Below are 25,860 nucleotides of genomic sequence, written 5' to 3'. Positions count from 1 at the left end.
GCCTGACTTGCATGATCGCGTTGTGTTCCGCCCTGCCGCTGGCCGCGCAGGGACCGGGACGGCGTGTTTCGATTCCCGCAACCAGCCTCGAGACCGCGTTGATGCTGCTCGGGCGGCAGACGGGCGCGGATATCATCAGCACCGAACCCGGCCTGTCGCGCATTCGCGTGCGGCGCATCGAGGGGGACCTGTCGCCTCGCATCGCGCTCGACCGGGTGTTGCAGGGCAGTGGCTATCATGCCGTCGCGGTGGATGCGCGCAGCTTCCGCGTGGTGCGCGACGCGGCGGTGGCCAAGGCGCGGCGCGCTGCAGCCGTTCCTGTCGCGGCAACGACGGCCTCGGGCGCGGCACCCGAGATCGTCGTTACGGCGAGCAAGCAGCGGGTGCCCTTCCTGCGCTATCCCGGCAGCCTGTCGACGATCGACGGAGCGCTGCTGAGCACGTCCGCGCCGTCTAAGGATCTGAGCGATGTGGCGCGTACCGCGCCGGTGCTGCAGAACACCGAACTGGGGCCGGGGCGGAACAAGATCTTTATCCGCGGGGTCGCCGACAGCAGCTTCGCCGGCGCGGCGCAATCGACCGCGAGCATCTATTTCGGCGACGTTCAACTCGGCTATTCGGGTGCCGACCCCAGCATCCGCCTCTACGACATGCAAAGCGTCGAGGTGATGGAGGGCCCACAGGGGACGCTATACGGCACCGGGTCGATCGGCGGGGTCATCCGCCTGACGCCCAAGGCGGTCGACCTGACCCGGTTCGGGGGATCGGCCGAAGGCGGCGTGACGCTGACGGATACCGGTGCGCCGGGGTTCGATATTGCCGGCACGCTGAACCTGCCGCTGGCAACCGAAACGATCGGGCTGCGCGCGACGGCCTATCGTACGCGCGACGGCGGCTATATCGACGATCCGGGGCGCGGGCTGAAGAACGTCAACCAATCCGACACGCTGGGGGGGCGGCTGGCGCTGAAGGTCGATCCGGGCGGCGGTTGGCAGGTCGATCTCAGTGCGCTCGGGCAGAAGATCGACGTGGAGGACGGCCAATATGCCGATCGCCTGACCGGCGCGCTGTCGCGCCGATCCTATATCGCGCAACCGTTCCACAACGATATCGCGCTGGGCCGCGTGGTGGTGACCAAGGATTGGGCGAACGGACTGCAATTGCTGTCGGCCACGGGCGTCGCCAATTCCCATTCCAACGATCTGTTCGATGCGACGCTCAGGCCGCCCCCGGGATCGGGCATGCCGAGCCCGACGGTGATCGTCTATCAGACGGAGGGGGCGAAGTTGCTGTTGACGCACGAGATGCGGCTCTCGCATTCCGCCGCGAACGGCACGTCTTGGGTGGCGGGGTTCACGCTGCTGCGCAACCGCGATTCGCAGAACCGCTCGGCTGGTCCGGTCAACAATCCGAACGACATCATCGGCGTCACCAACGTCACGCAAAGCGCATCGGTGTTCGCCGAGGGGACGGTGGCCGTGTTCCCCAATTTCTCGGCGACGCTCGGTCTGCGCGGCACCCTGGCGCGCACCGATGGCGAGCCTTCCTTCCGTCCGCGCGGGGGCGAATATGTTCGGGGGCGGTCGACACGGCGGGTCGATCCGACGGCGGCATTTTCGTGGAAGCTGAATCCCGGACTGGCGGTGTTCGGCCGAGTGCAGACCGGCTATCGCACGGGCGGCCTCGCCGTGGCGAGCGGCATCGGACGGGTCGCCGATTTCCGGCTCGACAAGATCCTGGTTGGTGAGGTCGGGATCCGGCGGTTGCGGCAGGGGGAGACTGGCCTGTCGTTGCAGGCGGCGCTGTCCTATGCGCGGTGGGAGAACATCCAGGCCGATCTCGTCAACCGACGCGGCCTGCCATATACCGACAATATCGGCGACGCGCGGATCCAGGCGTTCGAGGGAACGGTAGATTGGGTGCCGATCCGAGGTCTGCGCGGGACGCTGGCATTCCTTTACACACACAATCGGGTGATGGGGCCGCTGGCGGATTCCTCGATATCGGCGAACCGGCGGTTGCCCGAGACTCCGGCCTTCGCTGCGGCCGGCACGCTGGGCTACGAATGGGCGATCGGCGGGGAGAGCAAGCTGAATGTCGGCGGTTCGGCGGCCTATGTGGGACGATCGGTCCTCGGGACGGGCGATCTGCTCGATATCAGCCAAGGGCGCTACCTGACGATCGGCTTGAACGGTGGCTGGGCTAGACGGAGCGTAACCACATCGCTGACGATCGACAATCTGACGAATAGCCAGGGAAATCGGTTCGCTTCGGGAAACCCGCTGACCTTCGCGGCGCGGGACCAGACTACCCCGCTGCGGCCGATGAATGCCCGTATCGGGGTGGCGTTCGCTTTCTAGTCGCCAGATCGGCGACACAGGTCGAAAACCTTGTTGCCGAGCGGCAGACGGGCGTAGCGGCGGTAGCCGTCGCTCACGAGGCGCCGGGTTGCGATGGCGCGTTTAGTCACGTCTTCACCGTCCTCGGGCGATTGCAGGACGACGATTGCCGGATGCCGATCGAAGATGCGGTCGATTTCAGCGGCCTGGTCCGTGCCGACCGCGCCGTGCTCGCGCAACAGCATCAGATGGGTCGGGAAGATGTAGCGGGTGAGCGCCGGACGTCCGGTCATCGGGTACAGCATCGCCGATCCCTGATAGACGTAGAGCGCGCCCGGCCCCGGCCCGATCGCGCGGACGAGCGCGGCGAATTCGGCGCGGCTGCCGCGGGTGCGGCGTTCGCCGTGCATCACGAATTGGCCGGCGAGGAAAATGAGGGCGAGCAAAGACCAGCCCGTCGCGCGGCCATAGCGTCGGCTGGCGAGGAAACCGGCGGCGCAGGCGGCGGCGGGGAGCATCACCGGCAGCGTGTAATGGTTGAACCACGAGCCGAAGATCAGGAAGCCGAAGACCGATGCCATCAGCCAGAGGCGGAGGAATCCGATCCCATGCTTCGCACGTCCGTCCATAGGTGCTGACCCCGGACCGACGGTTGCCAGTAACAGCAACGGCGCAAGTATCGCGGCCCCGACCAGAAGATTGCCCAGGCTTTCCGTGATCGGATCGGACCGGCGGGCGATGATCGAGAGGAAGTTGGCGTACAGGAAGGCGTCGGCATGGCCGGCGATCCAATAACCCCCGGCAATGATCGCGGTGGGCAGCAATGCCGCGCCGACCAGGGCGATCGCATAGGGCACAAGCGCCGCGATCGACCTTCGCCGCCGCCATTCGTCCCACAATGGCCATAGGCCGAAGGCGAGCCCTTCGAATACCACCGAATATTTGATCTGGAGCGCGCATCCGACCAGCCCCATCGCGATCATGTTCAATCGCCGGCGTCGCATCGTGTCGCAGTCCGTGGAGACGACGATCAGCCAGGCCGCGCCGGCCATGAAGAGATTGTAAAAGACCGGGGCCTGGCCGCCCTGGCCATCGGCGAGATCGAGCCACAGGATGTAAAGTGCCGCCGCGATCGTCGCACCGCGTTGCCACCCGACGCGATCGGCGATGCGGGCGATGATCGCGGCGGTCCCGACCACGGCCGCAAAGGCCAGCGCCTGATAGACGTAGATGCCAACCGGCGGATCGAACATTCCGGGGGGCAGATAGAGCAGGAACAGACCGAACGGCTTGCGATCCCAGATGTCGACATAGGGCAGCGCGCCGTGCGCCATCGCGTGGCCGACGGAATAATAGAATTCCTCGTCGACGTTCACGATCGGATTGCCGAAGGTGATCGCGCGCGCGAGCACCGCGACGAGCGAAAGCAGGAACAGCCGATTGGTCGACAGGCGCGCGAAGGCGGACTTCAAAGCGGCGCTAGGCCCGCGATCGACTCCGCGAATCGATCAGCGCGCATTCTCGCGGAAATAGGCGATGTAGCCGACATGGTCGGACAGCATATCACCGGCGGGCTCTTTGCCGAAGGGCACGGCGATGCCGGTCAATTCGAGCCGCGCGGCATGGCCGGGGGCGAAGAACTGCCAGTCCTTGGCGCGCTTGCGCGAGGCGAGCGCATCGCCAGGCAGGGGCAGGCCGTCTTCAGCCGCTTGGCCGAGGGCGTCGCGTACACCACCGGCCACGCTCCAGCGCGCCGCGATATTGCCAAGCAGGGTCGCACGTCGCGCGGCCGTCTTGCCGACGTTGAAGTCTCCGGCAACGATCAGCGGATTGCGCGGATCGCGCGTCTGTTCGACGAAGCGGGTCATCAGATCGACCTGGCGATCATAGGCTTCGTCGGACCGCGCCTTGTCCACGCCCGAAGCCGTGCGGCTGTTGAGATGCGTAGTGACGATATCGACCGGCGTGGCGAGCCCGGGCACGGCGATGCGCACCAGCATGGCACCCTTGTTGGCGAGGCAATCGTAACCGGCGCAGTCGGAAGCCGGAAAAACCATCCGGCGCACGCTGACGATCGGATAATCCGACATCAGTTGCAGCCCGCTGCCGAGCATCTTGCCCATCGTCTCGCCGCTCCACCAATGCGCACCGGCGGCAAGCCTGGCATCGGCAGGCGACCCGGCGAGCCGTGCAGTGAGATCGGCCGATGGCCCGTTCACGACGTAGCGATAGCCGGCGGCGCGGCCGATCGCCTTCGCATCGGTGGTGAACGCTTCCTGCAACACCACGACATGCGGTGCCTGACCGCGAGTGCGCAGATCGCGAAGACGATCGGCGATCGCGGTGAGATCGGCCGGCCGACCACTGGCGACCGGCCAGGGCAGCCCCTCGACATTATAGGTGAGCAGCGAGAGATTGTTCTCGATCGCGGGCAGCGTCACCGTGCGCGGTGCGCGTGGAGGAAGTGTCGCACCGACCGCGCTGGTCATCACCGCTGCCGCAAAAATCGACTTCCGTACGATGTTCATTGCTTGTCCCGCCCGCCGCCGAAGAATGCATAGTCCGTGATTGTGACGACTCCGAATGCGGATTTCCGCATTGGTTCCATTAAAAATAAATTATTTATGTCGCGGCTGCGGATGTCCGCCTCCCCTGACGTCTTTCCAGTATCGGGGTGGGGGGAAAATCCATGCGCATTCGGGGTTCGGTGGCGTTACGTGTCGCGGTGGCGGCGGGGTTGGGGACGATCGTGGCGGGGGCTGCGGTCGCGCACGAGCCGGACCAGAGATTGCCGCCTATCACGCTTTCGATTGTGCGGGGCAAGGCGGCAACGCTCGTGTCGTCGGCCGCCACGACCCGCCTGCTGTCGGAACGCGACCGCTACACGCTGAACGACACACGCACCCGCAGCACGAGCATAGCGGCGGGGCCGGTCACGTTGGGAATCAGTGGATCGCGGTTGCGCACGACCTCGCAAAAAGGGCAGTTTGCGCTCCGATCGCCCGATCGGGTATCGGTGATGGCGGCGGGGTTCGATGCCGGGATCGATATGCTGGAGGGCCTTACGCTTCATGCTTTCTCCAGCATGATGCGCGTGAAGCGGCGGATCGATCTGCTGCCCGGAACCAGCCGATCGCTGAACAGCAGCATGACGGCGTTCGGCATGGGCATTGAACGGAGTGCGCTCGGATCGCTGGTGCTGGATTATACCGACAACAACGCGCGCGGGCGGCGCGATCCGCTGTCGCGGATGACCGAGCAGGTCGGCGGTGCGGTGCCGTTCGGCAAGGGCATGCGGGTTTCGTTGACCAACGCGACGGCCACGGATCAGCGCGGACGGCTGACCTGGACGCTCTCCGCCGCGGCGGTGAAGCGCCCGATGTACGACAATGACTTTTCCGGCAGCTCGCGCACGATGGCCGATCGTCGCGCCGAAATGGCGTTCCGCATCGCCCTGTAAGCTGAGCGCAAGCTTGCCGTGGCGCGGTTCTTCTCTAGGCTGCGACCAGCCAAAGGGGAGCGCGGCCAAGTGACCAACAGCCTATTCCGGTTGAAGACGATCGTTCGGGGCGAGGACCAGCCGGAGCATCACCGGCTGGCGCGGACCCTATCCTGGCCGCACCTCGTCGCGCTGGGAGTTGGCGCTATCGTCGGCACCGGCATCCTGACGCTGATCGGCGTGGGTGCGGGGCTTGCCGGGCCGGCGGTGATCCTGTCCTTTGCGATCGCCGGGGGTATCTGCGCCTGCGCGGCGCTGGCTTATGCCGAAATGGCGACGATGATGCCGGCCAGCGGCAGCGCTTATACCTACAGCTACGCCGTGCTGGGCGAACTGATCGCGTGGGTGATCGGGTGGAGTCTTATCCTCGAATATTCGCTGGTCGTGTCGACCGTCGCGGTCGGCTGGTCCGGCTATGCCGCGCCGTTGCTGCATGCGACGTTCGGCGTTCCCGAAAAACTGATGCAGGGGCCGGAGCTCGGCGGGATCGTCAACCTGCCGGCAATCTTCATCATCGCGGTCGTGGCCGGGTTGCTGATGATCGGAACGAAGGAGAGCGCGACGCTGAACGCGCTGCTGGTGGTGATCAAGCTGATCGCGCTGGCGGTGTTCGTCGCGGTGGCGTTGCCGCATTTCAACGGTGCCAATCTCGAGCCGTTCATGCCGTTCGGCTTCCCCAAGGCCCCCGCCGCCGATGGCGTGGAGCGCGGCGTGATGGCGGCGGCGGCGATCATCTTCTTCGCCTTCTATGGTTTCGATGCGATCTCGACCGCGGCGGAGGAGACCAAGAACCCGGGACGCGACCTGGCGATCGGGATCGTCGGATCGATGGTGGCGTGCGTGGCGATCTACATGCTGGTCGCGGTGGCGGCGGTGGGGGCGTTGTCGTTCACGCATTTCGCCGACAGTGCCGAACCGCTGGCGCTGATCCTGCGCGAGATCGGGCAGGGCAAGGCGGCGACGTTCCTGGCCGGATCGGCGGTGATCGCGCTGCCGACGGTGCTGCTCGCCTTCCTGTACGGGCAGAGCCGCATCTTCTTCGTGATGGCGCGCGACGGGTTGCTGCCGGAGAGCCTGGCGAAGGTTTCCGCGCGGGGCACGCCGGTGCGCATCACGCTGGTGACGGCGACGATCGTGGCGGTGATCGCGGGCGTGCTGCCGCTCAAGGAGATCGCCGCGCTGGCGAATGCAGGCACGCTGGCGGCGTTCGTCGCGGTGTGCGTGTGCATGCTGGTGCTGCGCCGACGCGCGCCGGATGCGGAGCGGAGTTTCCGCGCGCCTTTTGCCTGGGTGATCGGGCCGATCGGGGTGCTGGGGTGCTGCTATCTGTTCTTCAGCCTGCCGGCACGGACGCAGATCTGGTTCGCGTGCTGGAATCTGGCCGGGCTGGTGGTGTATTTCGTCTATTCGCGGCGGCGTGCGGTGGCTGGAGCCTGATCCCGGCCAACGATTTCAAGCGACAGGGATCAGTCACTGTCCGTTCGTGCTGAGCTTGTCGAAGCGCCGTATTGCTTTTCCAGCGGGGGAAAGAAAAGCGGCCCTTCGACAGGCTCAGGGCGAACGGGAAGATGGTGGTTCAGCTTTCCCAGGACGCGTGAAACAGGTGCATCCGAGCCCGTCTCAGCCCGCCTTGGTCCAGTCCTGCGTGCGGCAGAAGGGGCCGAAGCAGCCTTTGACCTTGAGCGCGTCGCCCTCGCGGCGGAGTTCGGAGCGGTAGGTGCGGCCGCTTTCGGGATCGTAGATCTGGCCCTTCCAGCGATCGTTGGCGGGCGCGAAGGCGGAGAGGATCGAGATGCCGAGGATCGGGCGCGCGCGTTGCGCCGCGTCCGGATTGTTGACGTCGGTCTTCGGCTTGGACGGATCGACCTTCACGATCCGGACTATGCGACCGCACAGATGCTGGCCGCACGGGGCGATCTCGACCACCGCCTTGCCGCCCTGCGTCAGCCAGCGGCCGGTGACCGGCGCGGGTGCGGCAAGAGCCGGGGCGGCGGCGAGCGCTGCCCCGGCGAAAGCGACGAAAGCCTTCACGCTGCCAGCTTGCGCAACACGTACTGAAGGATGCCGCCGTTGAGGAAATATTCCAGTTCGTTGACGGTATCGATACGGCACTTGGTCTCGAACGTCTCGGTCGAGCCATCAGCGCGGGTGAGCGTGACGGTCACGTCCTGACGCGGGCGGATCTCCGCGACGTTGGTGATCGTGAAGCTTTCCGAACCGTCGAGGCCGAGCGTCTGGCGCGTGACGCCGTCGGCGAACTGCAAGGGGAGGACGCCCATCCCGACGAGGTTCGAGCGATGGATGCGCTCGAAGCTCTCGGTGATGACGGCGCGGACGCCCAAGAGGTTGGTGCCCTTCGCGGCCCAGTCCCGCGACGAGCCGGTGCCGTATTCCTTGCCGGCGACGACGACCAGCGGCACGCCGTCCGCCTTAAAGCGCATCGCGGCGTCGTAGATCGGCATGATCTGGCCGTCATATTTCGACATGCCGCCTTCGACGCCGGGGACCATTTCGTTCTTGATGCGGATGTTGGCAAAGGTGCCGCGCATCATGACGTCGTGGTTGCCGCGGCGGGCACCATAGCTGTTGAAGTCGGCGCGGCTAACCTGATGTTCTTGCAGGAAACTTCCGGCCGGGGAGTCCGCCTTGATGCTGCCGGCGGGGCTGATGTGATCGGTCGTAATGGAATCGCCCAAAATCGCGAGCGGGCGGGCGTCGACGATGTCCTGCACCGGGGCGGGCGTCATCGTCATGCCATCGAAGTACGGCGGGTTGGCGACATAGGTGCTGCCTGCGCGCCAGGTATAGGTGTCCGACCCTTCGACCTGGATTTCCTGCCACTTGGCGTCGCCGGCATAGACGTTGCCGTAGCGCGAGCGGAACATGGAATCGTCGATGTTGGCGCCCATCACTTCGGCGATCTCGGCGTTCGAGGGCCAGATGTCCTTGAGGTACACGTCCTGCCCGTTGCTGCCCTGACCCAAGGGCGTTTCGACCATGTCGGTCGTGACGCTGCCCTTGATCGCATACGCGACGACGAGCGGCGGCGAGGCGAGGAAGTTGGCGCGCACGTCCGGCGAGACGCGGCCTTCGAAGTTGCGGTTGCCCGACAGGACCGAGGCGGCGACGATATCGTTGCCGTTGATCGCGGCGCTGATCGGCTCGGCGAGCGGCCCGGAATTGCCGATACAGGTCGTGCAGCCATAACCGACGAGGTTGAAGCCCATCGCGTTGAGGTCCGCCGTCAGGCCGGCCTTGTCGAGATAATCGGTGACGACCTGCGATCCCGGCGCGAGCGAGGTCTTGACCCAGGGCTTGCTCTTCAGGCCGAGCGCATTGGCCTTGCGCGCGACGAGACCGGCGGCGACCAGCACCGACGGGTTCGACGTGTTGGTGCAGCTGGTGATCGCGGCGATCACGACGTCTCCGTCGCCGATGCCGTGCGTCTGGCCCTCGACGTCGGCGCGGACCGGACGGTCCTTCTTGTAGACCTTGAACAGATCGCCGTTGAACACTTCGTCGACCTTGGAGAGCGCGACCTTGTCCTGCGGGCGCTTCGGTCCGGCGAGCGACGGGACGACGGTGCCCATGTCGAGTTCGAGCGTGTCGGTGAACACCGGGTCGACGCTGTTCTCGTCATGCCACAGGCCCTGCGCCTTGCAATATGCCTCGACCAGGGCGACGTTTTCGTCCGACCGCGCGGTGAGGCGCAGATACTCGATCGTCTTGGCGTCGATCGGGAAGAAACCGCAGGTCGCGCCATATTCCGGCGCCATGTTCGCGATCGTCGCGCGGTCCGCGAGCGTCATCGTATCGAGGCCGGGGCCGTAGAACTCCACGAACCGACCGACGACGCCCTTGGCGCGCAGCATCTGCGTGACCGTCAGCACGAGATCGGTGGCGGTGATGCCCTCGGCCATCGCGCCGGTGAGCTTGAAGCCGACCACTTCGGGGATCAGCATCGATACCGGCTGGCCGAGCATCGCGGCCTCGGCCTCGATCCCGCCGACGCCCCAGCCGAGCACGCCCATGCCGTTGACCATCGTGGTGTGGCTGTCGGTGCCGACGAGCGTGTCGGGATAGGCGACCATGTTGCCCCCCCCGTTGGCGGCTGCGTGTTCGCCCCAGCTGGCCGAGGACCATACGCCCTGGCCGATATATTCCAGGTTCACCTGATGGCAGATGCCGGTGCCGGGAGGCACGACCTGAAAGTTGTCGAGCGCCTTGCTGCCCCATTTCAGGAATTCGTAGCGCTCGAAATTGCGCGAATATTCGAGATCGACATTGTCGCTGAACGCCTTGGGCGTGCCGAATTCATCGACCATCACCGAGTGATCGATGACGAGATGGACGGGAACCAGCGGGTTGATCTTGGCCGCGTCGCCGCCGAGCTTGGTGATGGCATCGCGCATCGCCGCCAGATCGACCACGCACGGCACGCCGGTGAAATCCTGCATCAGCACGCGCGCGGGGCGGTATTGGATCTCGCGATTGGAGCGCTGGTCCTGCTGCCAGTCAACGATCGCCTGCACGTCCTCGACGGTGACGGTCTTGCCGTCCTCGAAGCGCAGCAGGTTTTCGAGCAGCACCTTCATCGAGAAGGGCAGGCGGGAGATGTCGCCGAACTTCTCCGCCGCGGCGGCCAGGGAATAATAATCGTACTTCTTGCCGTTCACGTCGAGCGTGGCGCGGGTTCCGAGTGTGTCCTGGCCGATGGCGGTCATGAGCGGCGGGTCCTTCCCTTGGATAATGTCCCGGACGGGGCGCGGCGGGGAAGCGAGGCATCTCGCGTGCGCGCGCCTCCGGCCGGGGCGAAATGGCTAGAGTCGGGTGCGCCTTAGCAAGGGGTGTGTTGGAGGGGAAGGGCGTGGGGGAGCGGTATGCAGCCGAACCTCAAGCGCCCTCCACGCGACGGCGACGACCCAGTGTCGCATTATCGAAGCCGGATGGACGGACTTCGCCTGCAGAAAGGGGATACGGGTCCGTTCATCGATCTCCGGAAAAGTCGCCTCAAAGATGCGGTAATTCGCGATCCCAGGAATCGCCGGCCCGGACTCGTCCGATAGTGCGGCAGATGCGCACGAGACCTAGGCCGACCGGACGTTCACCACGTTCGTCAAGACGCGCCGCACGCCTGGGATGCGGGGGTACTTTCGGCCCATATAAAAACGGCCGTCACGGCTCACATGTCTCTTATCGAGACAAGTTGCGACGCAGACGCCCAAGAGGGGCCGCCCTGCCTCTTACTTTCCGCTTTTGCGCCTTGACACCGCGTACCCCGCACCGCAACACTATGAACAATTCGTTAACATTCTCGGAATGGGAAGGCGAATGGGGTGGAGCATTTTGCTCCGAAAAATCAGGGGTTGGTTCATGAAAATTTCCAAGCGTTTACTCGCGTCCGTCGCGGCGCTCGGCGTGCTTTCGGCAGGCACGGCACAGGCTACTACGTTCGTTCTCACCGACACCGGCGGCGCCGCAGTCGGCACGCAGGCACGCGCAGGGTTCGAGATCGCAGCCGCCTATTGGGCATCGGTCCTCAAGGACAACGTCACGATCAACCTGAACATCGGGTTCTCGGCGCTCGGCACCGGCATTCTCGGCTCGACCGGCAGCACGCGCTCGCTGCTGTCGATGAACCAGGCCTATTCGCTCCTCAACGCGGACAAGACCAGCGCACTCGACAACCAGGCCGTCGCCAACCTGCGTCCGCTGGGCACCAGCACCGCGATCGCCGGCGCGGGCGCAGTCTCGGCCATCTCGAATGGCTTTGCCAACGGCGTCAACGCGACCAACGGCTACACCGATCTGTCGACCCGCATCGACAATGACGGCAGCGTCAACAACTCGACCGTGGCCGTCACCAAGGCTTCGGCCAAGGCGATGGGCGCAACCGTCGACGTGAACGGCGCGGCGATCACCAACACGGGCGCGGACGGCAGCATCACGTTCAGCAACCTGTTCAAGTTCGACTTCGATCCGACCGATGGCATCTCTTCGGACTCGTTCGACTTCATCGGTGTCGCAATCCACGAAATCGGCCACGCTCTGGGCTTCGTCAGCGGTGTCGACTCAGTCGACGCGCGCACTTCGCCGGGCAGCACGTCGCTCAGCTCGCTCGAAGGCTTCGTCGTGATGAGCCAGCTCGATCTGTTCCGCTACAGCTCGGCCGGCAATCTCGACTGGTCGACGCAGAACGTGCCGTATTTCTCGATCGATGGTGGCGTGACGCAGCTGTTCGGTGACTCGCGTTTCTCGACGGGCGTATTGAACGGCGACGGTCGCCAGGCATCGCATTGGAAGGACAGCGCATCGGGGGTTCCGCAGCTCGGCATTCTCGATCCGACGTCGGGCTACGGCCAGATGCAGGAAATCACCGCGCTCGACCTGGCCGCCTATGACGCGATCGGCTGGAACATCGGCTTCGACGTGCTCGGCAATTCGGGCTACCGCTACACCACGGCCGACGCCTATCGCGCGTTCGCCGTCGCGGTCCCCGAGCCGACGACCTGGGGCATGATGATCCTGGGCTTCGGCATGGTCGGCGCATCGGCACGCTATCGCCGCCGCACCGCCAAGGTCGCCTTCGCCTAAAATTCCGCTACTTCGGTAGGGGGGGCTCGAGCCGCCGGTCGCAAGACCGGCGGCTTTTGCTGTTTTCGGGACGATGTGGATCGATCCGATGGCGTCCCCGGGAGAGACGCCAGGCGTTTGTTCCCAAAATGTTCTTTCCTACAGGATGTGAGCTGTAATATCTGGTGCGCTCGACTCGATCAGTGAGGAGGGCTTTATGAACGATACAACGGGGTCCGGGCGGAGGCGCGGGCGCAAGGCGACCGGACCTATGGTCGTCGATGGAACAGCGGCGTCTGTGACGAGCGCGCCCAAAAAGGCGACGCCGAAAGCCCAGCGAAAGAAGCCCGCGCCGCGCGCCGCGAAAGGGGTACCGGACGTGATCGTGCCGCTGCGCCATCGCAACGACGGCTGGACGCCGATCCGGCAGCGGACGTTCCTGCGTGGCCTGGCCGAACTCGGATCGGTGACGGACGCCTGCAAGCGGGTGGGCATGTCGAGGACGTCGGCGGAACGCCTGCGCAAGCGATCGCCCGAATTCGCCGCCGCATGGGACAAGGCGGTATCGATCGTCGCGCCGATCCTGGAGCAGGCGGCGTACGAACGCGGCGTCGAGGGCTGGGACGAACCGGTGTTCCACGGCGGGGTTCAGGTGGGCGTGAAGCGGCGGTATTCGGATTCCTGCCTCGGGATGCTGTACCGCCACCGTGTGCCGGTGGGGACGCCGGAGCAGCCCGATCTCGCCACGGCGACTCAGGCCGAACTGGAAGCCGCGGCACGGGCAGCGTGCGAGCGGGCCGGTGGGTCTTTCTGCGAGCGGCTACTGTCGATCGCCGAGGTCGAGGCGAGCCTGACGCGGAAGATCCAGGCGATCGTCCGGGCGCGGACGAAGGCGCCACAGCCGCCGGCCGGCGACCGGCCGGGGGATCAGGCCCAGCCCTCCAGCACCTGATCCTGCGGGCGGTGGCCGTCGGCCCACATGCGGATGTTCTGGATCACGCGATCACCCGTGGCCATGCGGCCTTCGAACGTCGCCGATCCCATATGCGGCAGCATGACGACGTTGGGGAGCGCGAGCAGGCGGGGGTCGATCCGAGGCTCGTGCTTCCACACGTCCAGCCCGGCACCGGCGAGGTCGCCGGATTCCAGCGCGGCGGTGAGCGCGTCTTCATCGACGATGCCGCCGCGCGCGGCGTTGATCAGATAGACGTGAGGGCGGAGCAGGGCGATGCGGCGGGCGTCGATCAGGCTCTTGCTGTCGGCATTGAGCGGCGTGTGGATCGTCAGGATGTCGATGCTGCCGAGCATCGTGTCGAGATCCTCGTGCCAGGTCGCGGCGAGCTGCGCCTCCAGCACGGCGGGCAGGCGGTGGCGATTGTGGTAATGGACCGAGAGGCCGAAGGCGCGGGCGCGCAGCGCCACCGCCTGGCCGATGCGCCCCATGCCGACGATGCCCAGCGCCTTGCCACCGATGCGGTGGCCGAGCATGCCGCCGGGGCTCCAGCCGGTCCACTGGCCCGAGCGGACGAGCTTCTCGCCTTCGGCGAGCCGGCGGGGCACGGAGAGGATCAGCGCCATCGTCATGTCGGCGGTGTCCTCGGTCAGGACGCCGGGCGTGTTGGTGACGATGATGCCGCGGGCCCGCGCCGCCTTCAGGTCGATATGGTTCACGCCGGCACCGTAATTGGCGATCAGTTTCAGGCGCGGGCCGGCGGACTCGATCAGCGCGGCGTCGATCTCGTCGGTGACGGTGGGGACGAGCACGTCGCAATCCTGCACGGCGGCGCGCAGCTGTTCGGGCGAGAGCGGCGCGTCGGTGCGGTTGTTGGTCGTGTCGAACAGCTGCTCCATCCGGTCCATCACCGCATCGGTGAGTTCGCGCGTGACGAAAACCTTTGGAGTGGGGCGTCTCGTTTCGGGCATGTTCGTGGCTTGGCGGAGGCGGTCGGCGGCGTCAATGTGGTTGATGCGGCCGTGCGGTAGGGCGTAGAAGGCAGGCCGGTTTTCAAGGGGCAATGTATGCGTAGGGCTGCGAGACTTCTGCTCGCGTGCGGGGCGGCCGCGCTGTTGGGCTCGGGCGCGATGGCGGCGCTGGTGCAGAAGAAGACGCCGTATTACGGCTCGATCTCGGCCGGCAAGGCGCGGATGCGGACCGGTCCGGCGCGGAGCTATCCGGCGAGCTGGCTGTATCAGCGCGCCGATCTGCCGGTGAAGGTGCTGGCGGTGTACGAGCGTGGCGCGTGGATGAAGGTGGAGGATCCGGGCGGGATCCAGGGCTGGATCATGGGCACGCTGATCAGCGAGACCCGCACCGCCTTAATCGTCGGGCAGGTGGCGGAGTTGCAGGAATCGCCGCGACCCGGCGCGAAAGTGACGTGGCGGGTGGCGCCGGGCGTGGTCGGACGGCTGAGCAAGTGCACGCGCGGCTGGTGCCATTTCGACGTGCGCGGGCGCGGCGGCTTCATCGAGACGTCGCATCTGTGGGGCGTCGATCCCGAGGAGCAGTTCTGAGCGCGATGCGGATCGCCCGCGACGATCTGTCGCATCCGGCGGTGATCGCGTTGCTCGATTATCACCTGGCGCAGGCGTTGGAGAATTCCCCGCCGGGCGCGGTGTTCGCGCTCGACCATAACGGGTTGCGCGCGCCGGACGTAACGGTCTGGTCGGCGTGGGAGGGAGAGACGCTGCTGGCGCTGGGCGCGATGAAGGAACTGGATGCCGCGCATGGCGAGCTGAAATCGATGCGGACCGCGCCCGACCAGCTGCGCCGCGGCGCGGGGGGTATGATGCTGGGCTATCTGATCGCCGAGGCGCGCGCGCGGGGCTACGCGCGGCTGAGCCTGGAAACGGGCAGCAACGCGGCGTTCGCGGCGGCGCGGGCGATGTACGAGCGTGCGGGGTTCGAGACGTGCGGGCCGTTCGCGGGCTATTCGGATACGGGGTTCAGCCGGTATTATACGTTGGGGCTGGGCTGAAGCCGGACCGCAATTGGTGGTTGGGATGTCTGCTGCATCGTGATCGCGCCCGTAAGCCCGAGCCGGCGATCTGGGCGATGATGGTGGCGGGTTTCGATCTCGTCGGTTTCGCAATGGGCGGTCGCCGCAAGACCGCTGCCCGGCTCACCTCCGCCTGATTTGACAGCCCGATACGAGGCTAAGAAAAAGCCGTCGATCGCCAGATCGACGGCTTTCCGTGTCCGCGAGAGACGCTGCTCGCCGATCAGCGGGGTGAAGCACGCGAGACGCCGTGGAGGCCTACCCCACCAATTCCACCGCCACAGCCGTCGCCTCTCCGCCGCCGATGCAGAGCGCCGCGACGCCCTTTTTCAGGCCGCGGTTTTGCAGCGCGGCGATCAGGGTGGCGAGGATGCGGGCGCCGCTGGCACCGATCGGATGGCCGAGCGCGGTGGCGCCGCCGTTCACGTTGACCTTGTCATGGGGAATGTCGAGGTCGCGCATGGCGATCATCGAGACGACGGCGAAGGCTTCGTTGATCTCGAACAGATCCACGTCGCCTACGCTCCAGCCGGTCTTGGCGAGCAGCTTCTGGATCGCGCTGACCGGCGCGGTGGTGAACTTGGCGGGTTCGTGCGCGTAAGCGGCATGCCCGACGATGCGGGCGACGGGCTTGAGGCCGTGCGCGTCGGCGACGCTCTGGCGCGTCATCACCAGCGCGGCGGCACCGTCCGAGATGGACGAGGCGTTGGCGGCGGTGATCGTGCCGTCCTTGGCGAAGGCGGGCTTCAGCGTCGGGATCTTGTCGGCATTGCCCTTGGGCGGCTGTTCGTCGGCGGTGATGGTTTCAGTGCCCTTGCGGCCGGTGATCTCGACCGAGGTGATCTCCCGGTCGAACGCGCCGCTGCCTTGAGCGGCCTGCGCGCGGGTGAGCGAGGCGATGGCGTAATCGTCCTGCGCGGCCCGCGTGAACTGATATTCGCCGGCGGTTTCCTCGGCGAAGCTGCCCATCGCTCGGCCGGGTTCGTAGGCGTCCTCCAGGCCATCGAGGAACATCGAATCCATCACGCGATCATGCCCCATGCGCGCGCCGCCGCGATGCTTGGCGAGAATGTACGGCGCATTGGTCATGCTCTCCATGCCGCCGACGACGAGCAGGTCGACCGACCCGGCGGCGAGGGCATCCGCGCCCATGATCGCGGCCTGCATGCCGGAGCCGCACATCTTGTTTACCGTGGTCGCCTCGACCGACATCGGCAGGCCTGCCTTGAGCGCGGCCTGGCGTGCAGGAGCCTGGCCGAGGCCGGCGGGCAGAACGCAGCCCATATAGATGCGCTCGACGTCCGCGCCGTCCACGCCGGCACGCTCGACCGCCGCCTTCACCGCGGTGGCGCCGAGATCGACGGCGGTGGCCCCGGCGAGGCTGCCCTGAAAGCTGCCCATCGGCGTGCGGGCGTAGGACAGGATGACGACGGGATCGGTAGTGGTCATGATTTAGGCCTCTCGCGCGAATGTGTTGCGTGCGATCTAATGGGGGAGGGGACGGTTTACAAATGGCGCGGACGTGCCGGAGCGTTGTTTGCGTTTGCCGTCCATTCCGGGCGGACGGCGACGTAAAATGGTGACGGGGCCGATCGGGCCGCTTATCGCTCCGGCATGGGAATCCTGACGCCCGAATTGCTGTTCTGGCCGGCCGGGCTGGGTGTGCTCGGGGCGATCCTGGGCAGCTTCATCGCGACGTTGGCGATCCGCTGGCCGCAGGGGCGATCGGTTATGACCGGGCGGTCGCATTGCGATGCCTGCGGCGTGGCGTTGCGCGCGCGCGATCTGGTGCCGTTGCTGAGCGCATCGCTGGCGCGGGGGCGGTGCCGCGCCTGTGGTGCCAAGATCGACGCACGACATTGGCAGATCGAGCTGGCGGCGTTGGGGATCGGTGTGGTTGCCGGGATCATAGTGCCCGGGGCGACTGGGTTGGCGGGGGCGGTGTTCGGCTGGCTGTTGCTGGCGCTGGCGGCGCTGGACGCGACGGAATTCTGGCTGCCTGATCGGCTGACCGGCACGCTAGCGCTGGCCGGGTTGGCGACGGGGCTGCTGGGCGTGGAGCCGGGCTGGCGCGACCGGGCGATCGGCGGCGTTGCCGGGTTCGGTGTTCTGTGGGCGATCGGGGCGGGCTACAGAATGCTGCGCAAGCGTGAGGGGCTCGGTGGGGGCGATCCCAAGTTGCTCGGGGCGATCGGGCTGTGGCTCGGCTGGGCGATGCTGCCGGCGGTGTTGCTGTTGGCGGCGATGACCGGGCTGGCGCTGGTCGCGGTCGGCATGATGCTCGGCCGCAGGGCGACGTTGGAGACGCGCGTCCCGTTCGGCGCGTTGCTGGCGATCGCGGCTTACCCGGCGTGGCTGTTCCTGCTAGGATTTCCGCGATGATGCTGATCGCACTCCTGCTCGCCCTGATGGCCGATGCGCCGGTTTCCGGCCTGCCGATCGACGTGCTGCCGAAACAGGCGCTGCCGGCGAAGGGGTGCGCGGCCTATCTGTTCGCCAAAGGCGAGACGCCGGCGTTCGTGGCGATGGCGAGCGCCGACCCCGCGCAGTTGCGGGTCTCGATCGGCGGGGCGGTGACCGATGTCGCGCGCACCGGGCAGAATGGTGGCGGTGGCGGCTATGGCTTTGCCGGGGTGACCGAATATGCCGGTGGTGGCGTGACGGCGGTGCTCGACATGAAGGTCGAAGCGCGCGCCGATCTGAAGGACGGGGCGGCGGTGCGAGACGCGACGCTCAGGATCGATCGTATCGGAAAGGACAGCGTCGTGGTCGCGGTGGTCGGGATCATCGGCTGCGCCAAAGCATAGGGACGAGCGACATGATCGATCTGCAGGCGGTTCTCACGGCTCAGCGCGCGGCGTTCATAGGCGAACTGCCGGTGTCGATCGCGACGCGCAAGGATCGGTTGAAGCGCGCGGCGGCGATGATTTCGGACCATGCCGAGGCGTTCTGCGACGCGCTGTCGGAGGATTTCGGGCATCGCAGCCGTGAGCAATCGATGCTGACCGATATCGCCGCGTCGGTCGCCCCGATCCGGCATGCGATCAAATCGGTCGACAGCTGGGCGCAGCGGAGCAAGCGACCGGTGCAGTTTCCGCTCGGGCTGCTGGGGGCGAAGGCCTGGGTGGAATATCAGCCCAAGGGGGTAGTCGGCGTGATCGCGCCGTGGAATTTCCCGGTCAATCTGGTCATGGCGCCGCTGGCCGGCATCTTCGCGGCGGGCAACCGGGCGATGGTGAAGACCAGCGAGTTCACGCCGCGCGTCGCCGCCCTTTTCGAAGAGGTGGCGGGGACGTATTTCGCGGCGGACGAACTGGCATTCGTGTCTGGCGGGCCGGAGGTGGGCAAGGCGTTCGCGTCGCTGCCATTCGATCATCTGATCTTCACCGGGGCAACGTCGGTCGGCAAGCATATCCTGCATGCGGCAGCGGACAATCTGGTGCCGGTGACGCTGGAACTGGGCGGGAAATCGCCGGTGATCGTCGGCAAGGGCGCCGACCTGAAACAGGCGACCGAGCGGGTGGCGCTGGGCAAGATGCTGAACGCCGGACAGATCTGCCTCGCGCCGGATTACATGCTGGTCGAGGCGGGCGACGAGGCGGCGGTGGTGGACGGGTTGCGCAGCGCGGCGACCGCGATGTATCCGACATTGCTGAGCAATCCCGACTATACATCGGTGGTGAACGACCGGCATTTCCAGCGGCTGACCGACCTGATCGACGATGCCCGCGCGAAGGGCGCGAACGTCGAGGTGGTCAATCCGGGGAACGAGGATTTCGGCGCGTCCAATGCGCGCAAGATGCCGCTGCACATCGTGACAGAAGTGACCGACGACATGGCGGTGATGCAGGAGGAAATCTTCGGGCCGGTGCTGCCGGTGCGGCGCTATGCGGGGATCGAGGATGCGATCGCGCAGGTCAACCGGCGCGACCGGCCGCTGGGACTATATTATTTCGGCGGCGATGCGGGCGAGCGGCGGCGCGTGCTCGACCGGACGATCGCGGGCGGGGTGACGCTGGACGACGTGATCTTCCACATCAGCATGGAGGAATTGCCGTTCGGCGGCGTCGGGCCTTCGGGCATGGGCGCGTATCACGGGCGCGACGGGTTCATGACGTTCAGCCACGCCAAGGCGGTGTACAAACAGGCGCGGTTCGACGTGGCCAAGCTGGCGGGGCTGAAGCCGCCTTACGGCAAGGCGACGATGGCGAGCGTCAAGCGGCAGATGGGGTAAGTTACGCCGCCGATCGACCCTGCGACATGGCGGCGCGCAGCGCGGCATTCATGCGCGATTGCCAGCCCGGGCCACCGGATTTGAAGGCGGCGATCACGTCGGAATCGATGCGGAGCGTTACCTGAACCTTGGCATCGGCCTTCGTGCTGCCGACGGGGCGGCCACGACCCTTGCCGAAGGCAGCGCGAATTTCCGCAGGGATTTCGTCGCCGCGTAGCGCCTTGGCGAAATCCTCTTTGGTCCATTCGGGGTTGTCGTCGTCGAAAACGACCGGGCGATCTTCATGGGGCATAGCGTTGCATCTCCTTGCGATGAGCACGGCGCAGGCTGATCACGCGGACCATGCCGCGCCGCCGAGTGCCCGCGACACAATAGGATTCCCCGTCGATCAGCCCGTACAGCCTAAAGCGCGGTTCGGCGAAACGGCCGTCGGCCACATATGCGAGCAATTCGAGTTCGGCCGCCCGTGCCAACGATATGCCGTGCTTCTCGATATTGAGTGCGTCCTTGGCGGGGTCGAACTCGATATCCATTCTGCGATTATGGCAATCGACAGCAGGGCGCGCAAGGAATTAATTGCAGCTACGCTTTAATCGCTCGACGGCAACTCCGCCTTCGGAAAACCGGTCCAGGCCTGATCGTAATCCTCGTCCAGCGCGCTTGTTTTCAGCGCGAATTCGGTGGGGCGGAAGACCCAGCGGCTTTCGATCATGAAGGCCATGGTGCCATCGATCTTATGCGGTTTCAGGTCGGCGTTGCTCGCGGCGGTCCAGGTGGCGACGTCGGGGCCGTGGCCGCTCATCTGGTTGTGCAGGCTGAGCGCGCCGGGGCGGAAGCCCTCGGCCTTGGCATCATATTGGCCGGTGATCAGGCCCATGCACTCGCTCATCGTGTTGCGGTGGAACCAGGGCGGGCGGAACGTGTCTTCCGCCACCATCCAGCGGGGCGGAAAGATGACGAAATCGACGTTGGCGGTGCCGGGCTGGTCGCTTGGCGAGGTGAGGACGGTGAAGATCGATGGATCGGGGTGGTCGAAACTGATGCTGCCGATCGTGTTGAAGCGGGCGAGGTCGTATTTCCATGGCGCATAATTGCCGTGCCACGCGACAACGTCGAGTGGAGAGCGGCCGAGCTGCGTGGACCACAGGCTGCCGAGGAATTTCTGGACGAGTTCGTAGTCGTCCTCGACGTCCTCGAACCACGCGAGCGGCGTTTCGAAGTCGCGCGGGTTGGCCAGGCCGTTCGCGCCGATCGGGCCGAGATCGGGCAGGCGGAAGGGCGCGCCGTGATTCTCTGCGACATAGCCGCGCGCTTCGCCGTCGGGGAGGGTGACGCGGAAGCGGACGCCGCGCGGGATCAGCGCGATCTCGCCGGGTTTCACGTCGATCCGGCCAAGTTCGGTCAAGAGCGTGAGGGCACCCTGTTCGGGCAGGATCAGGAGTTCGCCGTCGCCGCTGACGAAGGCGCGGTTCCGCATGTCCTCGCTCGCACGGTAGATGTGCATCGCCACGCCGGTCTGTGTGGCGGGGCCTTCGCCCGCGACGAGCATGGTGGTGAGGCTGTCGAGCCAGTCCTGGCCTTGCGCGATGTCGAGCGGGCCCCAGCGCAGGCGGTTGGGCGCCAGTGGCGGTTTGGCGACGCCGGGGGCGAATTGCGTCGCGCCTTCGTAGCGGGTGAAGGCGGGGTGCGCGGCGCTCGGGCGCAGGCGATAGAGCCAGGAGCGGAGGTTTTCGTGGCGCGGCGCGGTGAACGCGGTGCCGCTGAGTTGTTCGGTGTAGAGGCCGAAGGGGGGGCGTTGGGGAGAGTTTCGTCCGACCGGGAGAGCGCCGGGGACGGCTTCGGTGGCGAAGTGGTTACCGAAGCCGGTTTGGTATTTGGTCATGGCTTTGGTCCTTACGTTCACCTCAACAACTACCGTCATCCTGACGAAGGTCAGGATCCATCGTGCAACACGGACGATCGCCGTTGTGGCACGATGGATCCTGAAACGAGTTCAGGATGACGGCGGGGTTGGGGAGGGATTTACGCCTCCACCGCGCCCGGGACGACGCCGCGGCGGATCTGGTCGAGTTCGATCGATTCGAACAGCGCTTTGAAGTTGCCCTCGCCGAAGCCGTCATTACCCTTGCGCTGGATGATTTCGAAGAAGATCGGGCCGACCATGTTCTCGGTGAAGATCTGCAGCAGCAAGCCGCCACCCGTTTCCGGGGCGCCGTCGATCAGGATGTCGCGCTTGCGCATTTCCTCGACGTCGTGGTTGTGGCCGGGCAGGCGCTTGTCGATCAGGTCGAAATAGGTTTGCGGCGTGGTCTGGAACTTGATGCCGTTGGCCCGCAAAATATCGACCGTCTTGAAGATATCGTCCGTGGCGAGCGCCAGATGCTGGATGCCTTCGCCTTTGTAGTCCTTGATGAATTCCTCGATCTGCGAATGCTCGTCCTGGCTTTCGTTCAAGGGAATGCGGATCTTGTCGTCGGGCGCGGTCATCGCCTTGCTGAACAGCCCGGTGGCTTGCCCTTCGATGTCGAAATAGCGGATCTGGCGGAAGTTGAAGATGCTCTCGTAATAATTCGCCCAATAATCCATCCGGCCACGCTGGAGATTGTGGGTGAGGTGATCGAGCGTGTGCAGGCCGACGCTGTGATCGTCCGGCGACGTGCCGGCGATCGGCTCGAAATCGGTTTCGTAGATCTTCGATTTCTCATCGACGAGGTACAGGTTGGCACCGCCGATGCCCTCGATCGCCGGGATGTCGAGTTCGCCGGGGCCGTGTTCGCCCTTGACCGCCGCCGCACCGCGTTCGAGCGCGAGCTTCAACGCCTGCTGGCCGTCGGCGACGCGGAACGCCATCGCGTTGGCGCTGGGGCCGTGCGCGTTGCGGAAGCCGGCGACCTGGCCCGCTTCGTCCATGTTGAGGAGGAAGTTGATGTCGCCCTGCGCATAGCGGCGGACGTTCTTCGACTTGTGGTTGCCGACATGGGTGAAGCCCATCTTGACGAACAGATCGGCCAGAGCCTCGGGCGCGGGGGAGGTGAATTCGACGAATTCGAATCCATTGAGGCCCATCGGGTTTTCGCCCATCGATTCTTGGGGTGCGGTCATCGTCACTCTCCGGGAAGGTGGTTTCAGATGATACTATATCGGGGATTGGGGCGGGCGTCCAGCCAGCCAGTTGCCGTCACCCCGGACTTGTTCCGGGGTCCACCGTGCGGCAAACCAATCAGGTGAGAATTTGCGGCGCGGTGGACCCCGGAACATGTCCGGGGTGACGGTCTGCTCTTTGTGGAATGAGAAACGCATGCCGACGCTGAAACTCGACGATTTCCTGCCTTATCGGCTGTCGATCGCGTCGAACCGCGTGTCGTCCGCGATCGCGACGGCGTATCAGGCTCTGTTCGGGCTGAAGATCGCGGAGTGGCGGTTGATCGCGGTGATCGCGGAGGGCGAGGGGCTGACGCAGCAGGCGCTGGGCGTGCGGACGCAGATGGACAAGGTGACGGTGAGTCGTGCGGCGATCGCCCTGGTCGAGCGCGGACTGGTGGCGCGGCGGCCCAATCCTGACGACCAGCGGTCGCACCTGTTGTCGCTGACCGACGCCGGACAGGCGCTGTACGAGAATGTCGCGCCCAAGGCTTTGGAACTCGAAGGGCGGGTGTTTGCGGGGTTTTCGGCGAAGGAGATCGTGACGTTCCGGGCGGTGCTCGATCGGCTGGAGGCTTCGGCGGCGGCGCTTGATCCCGAAGGAGGCTGAACTCTTGGCCGTCATGCCGGGCTTGATCCGGCATCCAACGTGCCGCGCGATCAGAAGCCGATTGGTTTGCGGCACGTTGGATCCCGGATCAAGTCCGGGATGACGGGGGGGCAGGGACGTGCCCAACTCCGGCGTTGCGGGAATCGCAGGCAAACCCTAAGCCGCATTTCGGCCCTCCCCAGGCATATGTAATACCCTTATCAGGAGGACTGAATGCCCGAAATGATCGACCGCGCCGGATTGTCCGTGGCCGAGCCGCTGGTGCGGTTCGTCGAGAGCAAGGTGCTGCTCGGGCTCGGGATCAATGCCGTGTCCTGGTGGCAGGGCATGGCAGATATCTTCGAGAAGTTCGCGCCGGAGAACCGGGCGTTGCTGGCGGTCCGCGAGACGTTGCAGACCGAGATCGACGCGCGGTATCAGGCGGGCGGCGCGGTGGACGAGGCGTTTCTGCGCGGGATCGGGTATCTGGTGCCGGAGCCTGCACCGTTCACGATCCGGACCGAGCATGTCGATGCCGAAGTCGCGACGATGGCCGGGCCGCAGCTGGTGGTGCCGATCCTGAACGCGCGCTTCGTGCTGAACGCGGCCAATGCGCGCTGGGGCAGCCTGTATGATGCATTCTACGGCACCGACGCGTTGCCGGGGAAAGCGAAGCCGGGCGGGTACGACACCGAACGTGGCGTGCAGGTGGTCGCGGCGGCGAAGGCGTTTCTCGACAAGGCCGTGCCGCTGTCGATCGGGCCGTGGGATAGCGTGGCGAGCCTTGCGATCGTGGACGGCGTTCTGATGGCACAGGGGGTGCCCGGCGCGGCGAAGCCGGCGCTGGCGGACGCGAGCGCGTTCGTCGGGTATCGCGGCGAACCGGCCACGCCGTCTTCGCTGCTGTTCCGGCATCACGGTTTGCATATCGAAGTGGTGATCGATCGCGAGTCTTCGGTCGGGCGGGACGATCCGGCGGGGATCGCCGACGTGCTGCTCGAATCCGCGCTGACCACGATCGTCGATCTCGAGGATTCGGTCGCGGCGGTGGATGCCGAGGACAAGGTGGCGGCCTATGCCAATTGGCTCGGGCTGATGCTCGGCGATCTGCAGGAGAGTTTCGAAAAGGGCGGGCGGACGATCGTGCGCAAGCTGGAGGCGGATCGCGAGTATGCGACGCCGGACGGCGGCACGCTGACGCTGGCCGGGCGCAGCCTGTTGTTCGTGCGCAATGTCGGCCACCTGATGACGACCCCGGCGGTGCTGCTGGCGGATGGGGGGGAGGCGCCGGAGGGCATCCTGGATGCGATCCTGACCTCGACCATCGCGCTGTACGACCTGCGGGGAGTTTCAGGTCGGTCATCCCCCCGGGATGACCTGAACGGTCCGGGGGACCGTTCACCTGAAACTGGCAAGTTCCGCAACAGCCGCGCGGGATCGGTCTATATCGTCAAGCCGAAGATGCACGGGCCGGAGGAATGCGCCTTCACCAACGCCTTGTTCGATGCGGTGGAGGATCTGCTGGAGATCGAACGCCACACGATCAAGGTCGGCGTGATGGACGAGGAGCGGCGGACCTCGGCCAATCTCGCCGCGTGCATCGCGGTGGTGAAGGACCGGATCGTGTTCATCAACACCGGCTTCCTCGATCGCACCGGCGACGAGATGCATACCGCGATGCATGCGGGTGCGATGATCCCCAAGGCCGAGATGAAGGCGAGCGACTGGATCAAGGCGTATGAGGATCGCAACGTGCGGATCGGTCTGGCCGCCGGCCTTTCGGGCAAGGCGCAGATCGGCAAGGGCATGTGGGCCGCGCCGGACCGCATGGCGGACATGATGGAGCAGAAGATCGCGCATCCGAAATCGGGCGCGAACACCGCCTGGGTACCGTCCCCCACCGCCGCGACGTTGCACGCGATGCACTATCACGACGTCGATGTGTTCGAGGGGCAGAAGACGATCGCGAAGGAGGCCGTGCCGGGCCTCGGTCCGTTGTTGAACGTGCCGGTGGCGGGCGGGCGCAACTGGACGCCGCAGGAGGTGCAGGCCGAACTGGACAACAATGCACAGGGCATATTGGGCTATGTCGTGCGCTGGATCGACCAGGGCGTCGGCTGTTCCAAGGTGCCGGATATCCACGATATCGGGCTGATGGAGGATCGCGCGACGTTGCGCATCTCGTCCCAGCACATGGCCAATTGGCTGCTGCACGGGGTGGCGACCACGGCGGACGTGGATGCAGCGTTCGAGCGGATGGCGAAGAAGGTCGATGCGCAGAATGCGGGCGACGCGGCCTATTCGCCGATGTCGGGGCACGAGGATAGCAGCCTGGCGTATCAGGCGGCGCGCGCTCTGGTGTTCGAGGGCGTGACGCAGCCGAGCGGGTATACCGAGCCGTTGCTGCACGCGTTTCGGTTGCGGGTGAAGGGGGCTTGACCGCTTCCGCCGTCATCCCGGACTTGATCCGGGATCCATCAAGCGGCTTG

Annotated in this window: 22 protein-coding genes and 2 pseudogenes; 14 read left to right on the top strand and 10 right to left on the bottom strand. The window is 65.9% G+C overall.

What is annotated here, in order from left to right:
- The first annotated feature begins 11 nt into the window (after positions 1-11).
- Entirely contained in the window at positions 12-2,360 is a 2,349-nt protein-coding gene (locus ASG11_RS18080) for a TonB-dependent receptor (protein WP_055783565.1), read from the top strand.
- Here the strand turns inward: ASG11_RS18080 and ASG11_RS18075 are convergent.
- Both ASG11_RS18075 and ASG11_RS18070 read right to left on the bottom strand, forming a co-directional pair.
- Positions 2,357-3,811, bottom strand: a complete 1,455-nt coding sequence (locus tag ASG11_RS18075; protein WP_055783564.1) for a DUF2029 domain-containing protein — start codon at positions 3,809-3,811, stop codon at positions 2,357-2,359. The genes ASG11_RS18080 and ASG11_RS18075 overlap by 4 nt on opposite strands.
- 36 nt (positions 3,812-3,847) lie before the next feature.
- Positions 3,848-4,867, bottom strand: coding sequence for an endonuclease/exonuclease/phosphatase family protein (locus ASG11_RS18070; RefSeq protein ID WP_055783562.1), 1,020 nt, complete (start codon positions 4,865-4,867; stop codon positions 3,848-3,850).
- Between the two features lie 161 nt (positions 4,868-5,028).
- On the opposite strand from ASG11_RS18070, the gene ASG11_RS18065 reads away from it, so the two are divergent.
- Positions 5,029-5,799: a hypothetical protein gene (locus ASG11_RS18065; RefSeq protein ID WP_055783560.1), complete on the top strand. Its 771-nt coding sequence runs from the start codon at positions 5,029-5,031 to the stop codon at positions 5,797-5,799.
- Positions 5,800-5,868: 69 nt separating this feature from the next.
- Entirely contained in the window at positions 5,869-7,275 is a 1,407-nt protein-coding gene (locus tag ASG11_RS18060) for an amino acid permease (RefSeq protein WP_055783559.1), read from the top strand.
- A 183-nt stretch (positions 7,276-7,458) separates the two neighbouring features.
- Here ASG11_RS18060 and ASG11_RS18055 read toward each other — a convergent pair whose 3' ends face one another.
- A complete protein-coding gene (locus ASG11_RS18055) occupies positions 7,459-7,869 on the bottom strand; it encodes a DUF2147 domain-containing protein (RefSeq protein ID WP_055783557.1) in 411 nt (136 codons plus the stop codon).
- Positions 7,866-10,562, bottom strand: a complete 2,697-nt coding sequence (acnA, locus tag ASG11_RS18050; protein WP_055783555.1) for an aconitate hydratase AcnA — start codon at positions 10,560-10,562, stop codon at positions 7,866-7,868. The genes ASG11_RS18055 and acnA overlap by 4 nt, the downstream gene beginning before the upstream one ends.
- A 595-nt stretch (positions 10,563-11,157) precedes the next feature.
- Between acnA and ASG11_RS18045 the strand changes: the two are divergent.
- The 3 genes and pseudogenes from ASG11_RS18045 to ASG11_RS18040 form a co-directional block, all read left to right on the top strand.
- A pseudogene (locus tag ASG11_RS18045) lies at positions 11,158-12,243 on the top strand (NF038122 family metalloprotease); the annotation flags it as partial.
- 84 nt (positions 12,244-12,327) lie between these two features.
- A pseudogene (locus ASG11_RS19520) lies at positions 12,328-12,432 on the top strand (PEPxxWA-CTERM sorting domain-containing protein); the annotation flags it as partial.
- A 196-nt stretch (positions 12,433-12,628) separates the two neighbouring features.
- A complete protein-coding gene (locus ASG11_RS18040) occupies positions 12,629-13,363 on the top strand; it encodes a hypothetical protein (RefSeq protein ID WP_156363875.1) in 735 nt (244 codons plus the stop codon).
- On the opposite strand, the gene ASG11_RS18035 is transcribed toward ASG11_RS18040, so the two are convergent.
- Positions 13,339-14,334: a 2-hydroxyacid dehydrogenase gene (locus tag ASG11_RS18035; RefSeq protein WP_055783550.1), complete on the bottom strand. Its 996-nt coding sequence runs from the start codon at positions 14,332-14,334 to the stop codon at positions 13,339-13,341. The two genes, ASG11_RS18040 and ASG11_RS18035, sit on opposite strands and share 25 nt — an antisense overlap.
- A gap of 96 nt (positions 14,335-14,430) precedes the next feature.
- Here ASG11_RS18035 and ASG11_RS18030 point away from each other — a divergent pair, with 96 nt between their 5' ends.
- Genes ASG11_RS18030 through ASG11_RS18905 form a run of 3 tightly spaced genes read left to right on the top strand, consistent with a single transcriptional unit; the run spans position 14,431 to position 15,544 of the window.
- Positions 14,431-14,922, top strand: a complete 492-nt coding sequence (locus ASG11_RS18030) for an SH3 domain-containing protein (RefSeq protein ID WP_055783548.1) — start codon at positions 14,431-14,433, stop codon at positions 14,920-14,922.
- A gap of 5 nt (positions 14,923-14,927) precedes the next feature.
- A complete protein-coding gene (locus ASG11_RS18025) occupies positions 14,928-15,386 on the top strand; it encodes a GNAT family N-acetyltransferase (RefSeq protein ID WP_055783546.1) in 459 nt (152 codons plus the stop codon).
- A gap of 20 nt (positions 15,387-15,406) precedes the next feature.
- Positions 15,407-15,544 carry a PEPxxWA-CTERM sorting domain-containing protein gene (locus tag ASG11_RS18905; RefSeq protein ID WP_236697590.1) on the top strand — a complete coding sequence of 46 codons (138 nt, stop codon included), beginning with the start codon at positions 15,407-15,409 and terminating at the stop codon, positions 15,542-15,544.
- Between the two features lie 121 nt (positions 15,545-15,665).
- Here the strand turns inward: ASG11_RS18905 and ASG11_RS18020 are convergent, their stop codons facing one another.
- Positions 15,666-16,856, bottom strand: coding sequence for an acetyl-CoA C-acyltransferase (locus ASG11_RS18020; RefSeq protein WP_055783545.1), 1,191 nt, complete (start codon positions 16,854-16,856; stop codon positions 15,666-15,668).
- Positions 16,857-17,021: 165 nt separating this feature from the next.
- On the opposite strand from ASG11_RS18020, the gene ASG11_RS18015 reads away from it, so the two are divergent.
- The 3 genes from ASG11_RS18015 to ASG11_RS18005 are packed head-to-tail and all read left to right on the top strand — an operon-like array spanning position 17,022 to position 19,641.
- Positions 17,022-17,789, top strand: a complete 768-nt coding sequence (locus ASG11_RS18015; RefSeq protein ID WP_055783543.1) for a prepilin peptidase — start codon at positions 17,022-17,024, stop codon at positions 17,787-17,789.
- Complete coding sequence (locus tag ASG11_RS18010; protein ID WP_055783541.1) at positions 17,786-18,214, top strand: hypothetical protein; 429 nt, start codon at positions 17,786-17,788, stop codon at positions 18,212-18,214. Before ASG11_RS18015 ends, ASG11_RS18010 begins: the two co-directional genes overlap by 4 nt.
- Before the next feature lie 11 nt (positions 18,215-18,225).
- The gene (locus tag ASG11_RS18005) at positions 18,226-19,641 is read left to right on the top strand and encodes a coniferyl aldehyde dehydrogenase (protein WP_156363874.1); all 1,416 of its coding nucleotides are present in this window, start codon (positions 18,226-18,228) and stop codon (positions 19,639-19,641) included.
- A gap of 1 nt (position 19,642) precedes the next feature.
- Here the strand turns inward: ASG11_RS18005 and ASG11_RS18000 are convergent, their stop codons facing one another.
- From ASG11_RS18000 to hppD, 4 genes are all read right to left on the bottom strand, one after another.
- Complete coding sequence (locus ASG11_RS18000) at positions 19,643-19,933, bottom strand: BrnA antitoxin family protein (RefSeq protein WP_055783539.1); 291 nt, start codon at positions 19,931-19,933, stop codon at positions 19,643-19,645.
- Positions 19,923-20,174 (bottom strand): BrnT family toxin, encoded by a 252-nt coding sequence (locus ASG11_RS17995; protein WP_055783537.1) that lies wholly within the window; start codon positions 20,172-20,174, stop codon positions 19,923-19,925. Before ASG11_RS17995 ends, ASG11_RS18000 begins: the two co-directional genes overlap by 11 nt.
- A 56-nt stretch (positions 20,175-20,230) precedes the next feature.
- Entirely contained in the window at positions 20,231-21,523 is a 1,293-nt protein-coding gene (gene hmgA / locus ASG11_RS17990) for a homogentisate 1,2-dioxygenase (RefSeq protein ID WP_055783535.1), read from the bottom strand.
- A 140-nt stretch (positions 21,524-21,663) separates the two neighbouring features.
- Entirely contained in the window at positions 21,664-22,743 is a 1,080-nt protein-coding gene (hppD, locus tag ASG11_RS17985; protein WP_055783534.1) for a 4-hydroxyphenylpyruvate dioxygenase, read from the bottom strand.
- Positions 22,744-22,939: 196 nt separating this feature from the next.
- Between hppD and ASG11_RS17980 the strand changes: the two genes are divergently transcribed.
- Positions 22,940-23,392 (top strand): MarR family winged helix-turn-helix transcriptional regulator, encoded by a 453-nt coding sequence (locus ASG11_RS17980; RefSeq protein WP_055783532.1) that lies wholly within the window; start codon positions 22,940-22,942, stop codon positions 23,390-23,392.
- A gap of 213 nt (positions 23,393-23,605) precedes the next feature.
- Entirely contained in the window at positions 23,606-25,810 is a 2,205-nt protein-coding gene (locus ASG11_RS17975; protein WP_201781373.1) for a malate synthase G, read from the top strand.
- Positions 25,811-25,860 lie beyond the last annotated feature (50 nt).

Source organism: Sphingomonas sp. Leaf357 (assembly GCF_001423845.1).
Classification (GTDB): domain Bacteria; phylum Pseudomonadota; class Alphaproteobacteria; order Sphingomonadales; family Sphingomonadaceae; genus Sphingomonas.
Note: the sequence above shows the minus strand (reverse complement) of the source record. Positions and strands in the feature narration are given on the sequence as shown.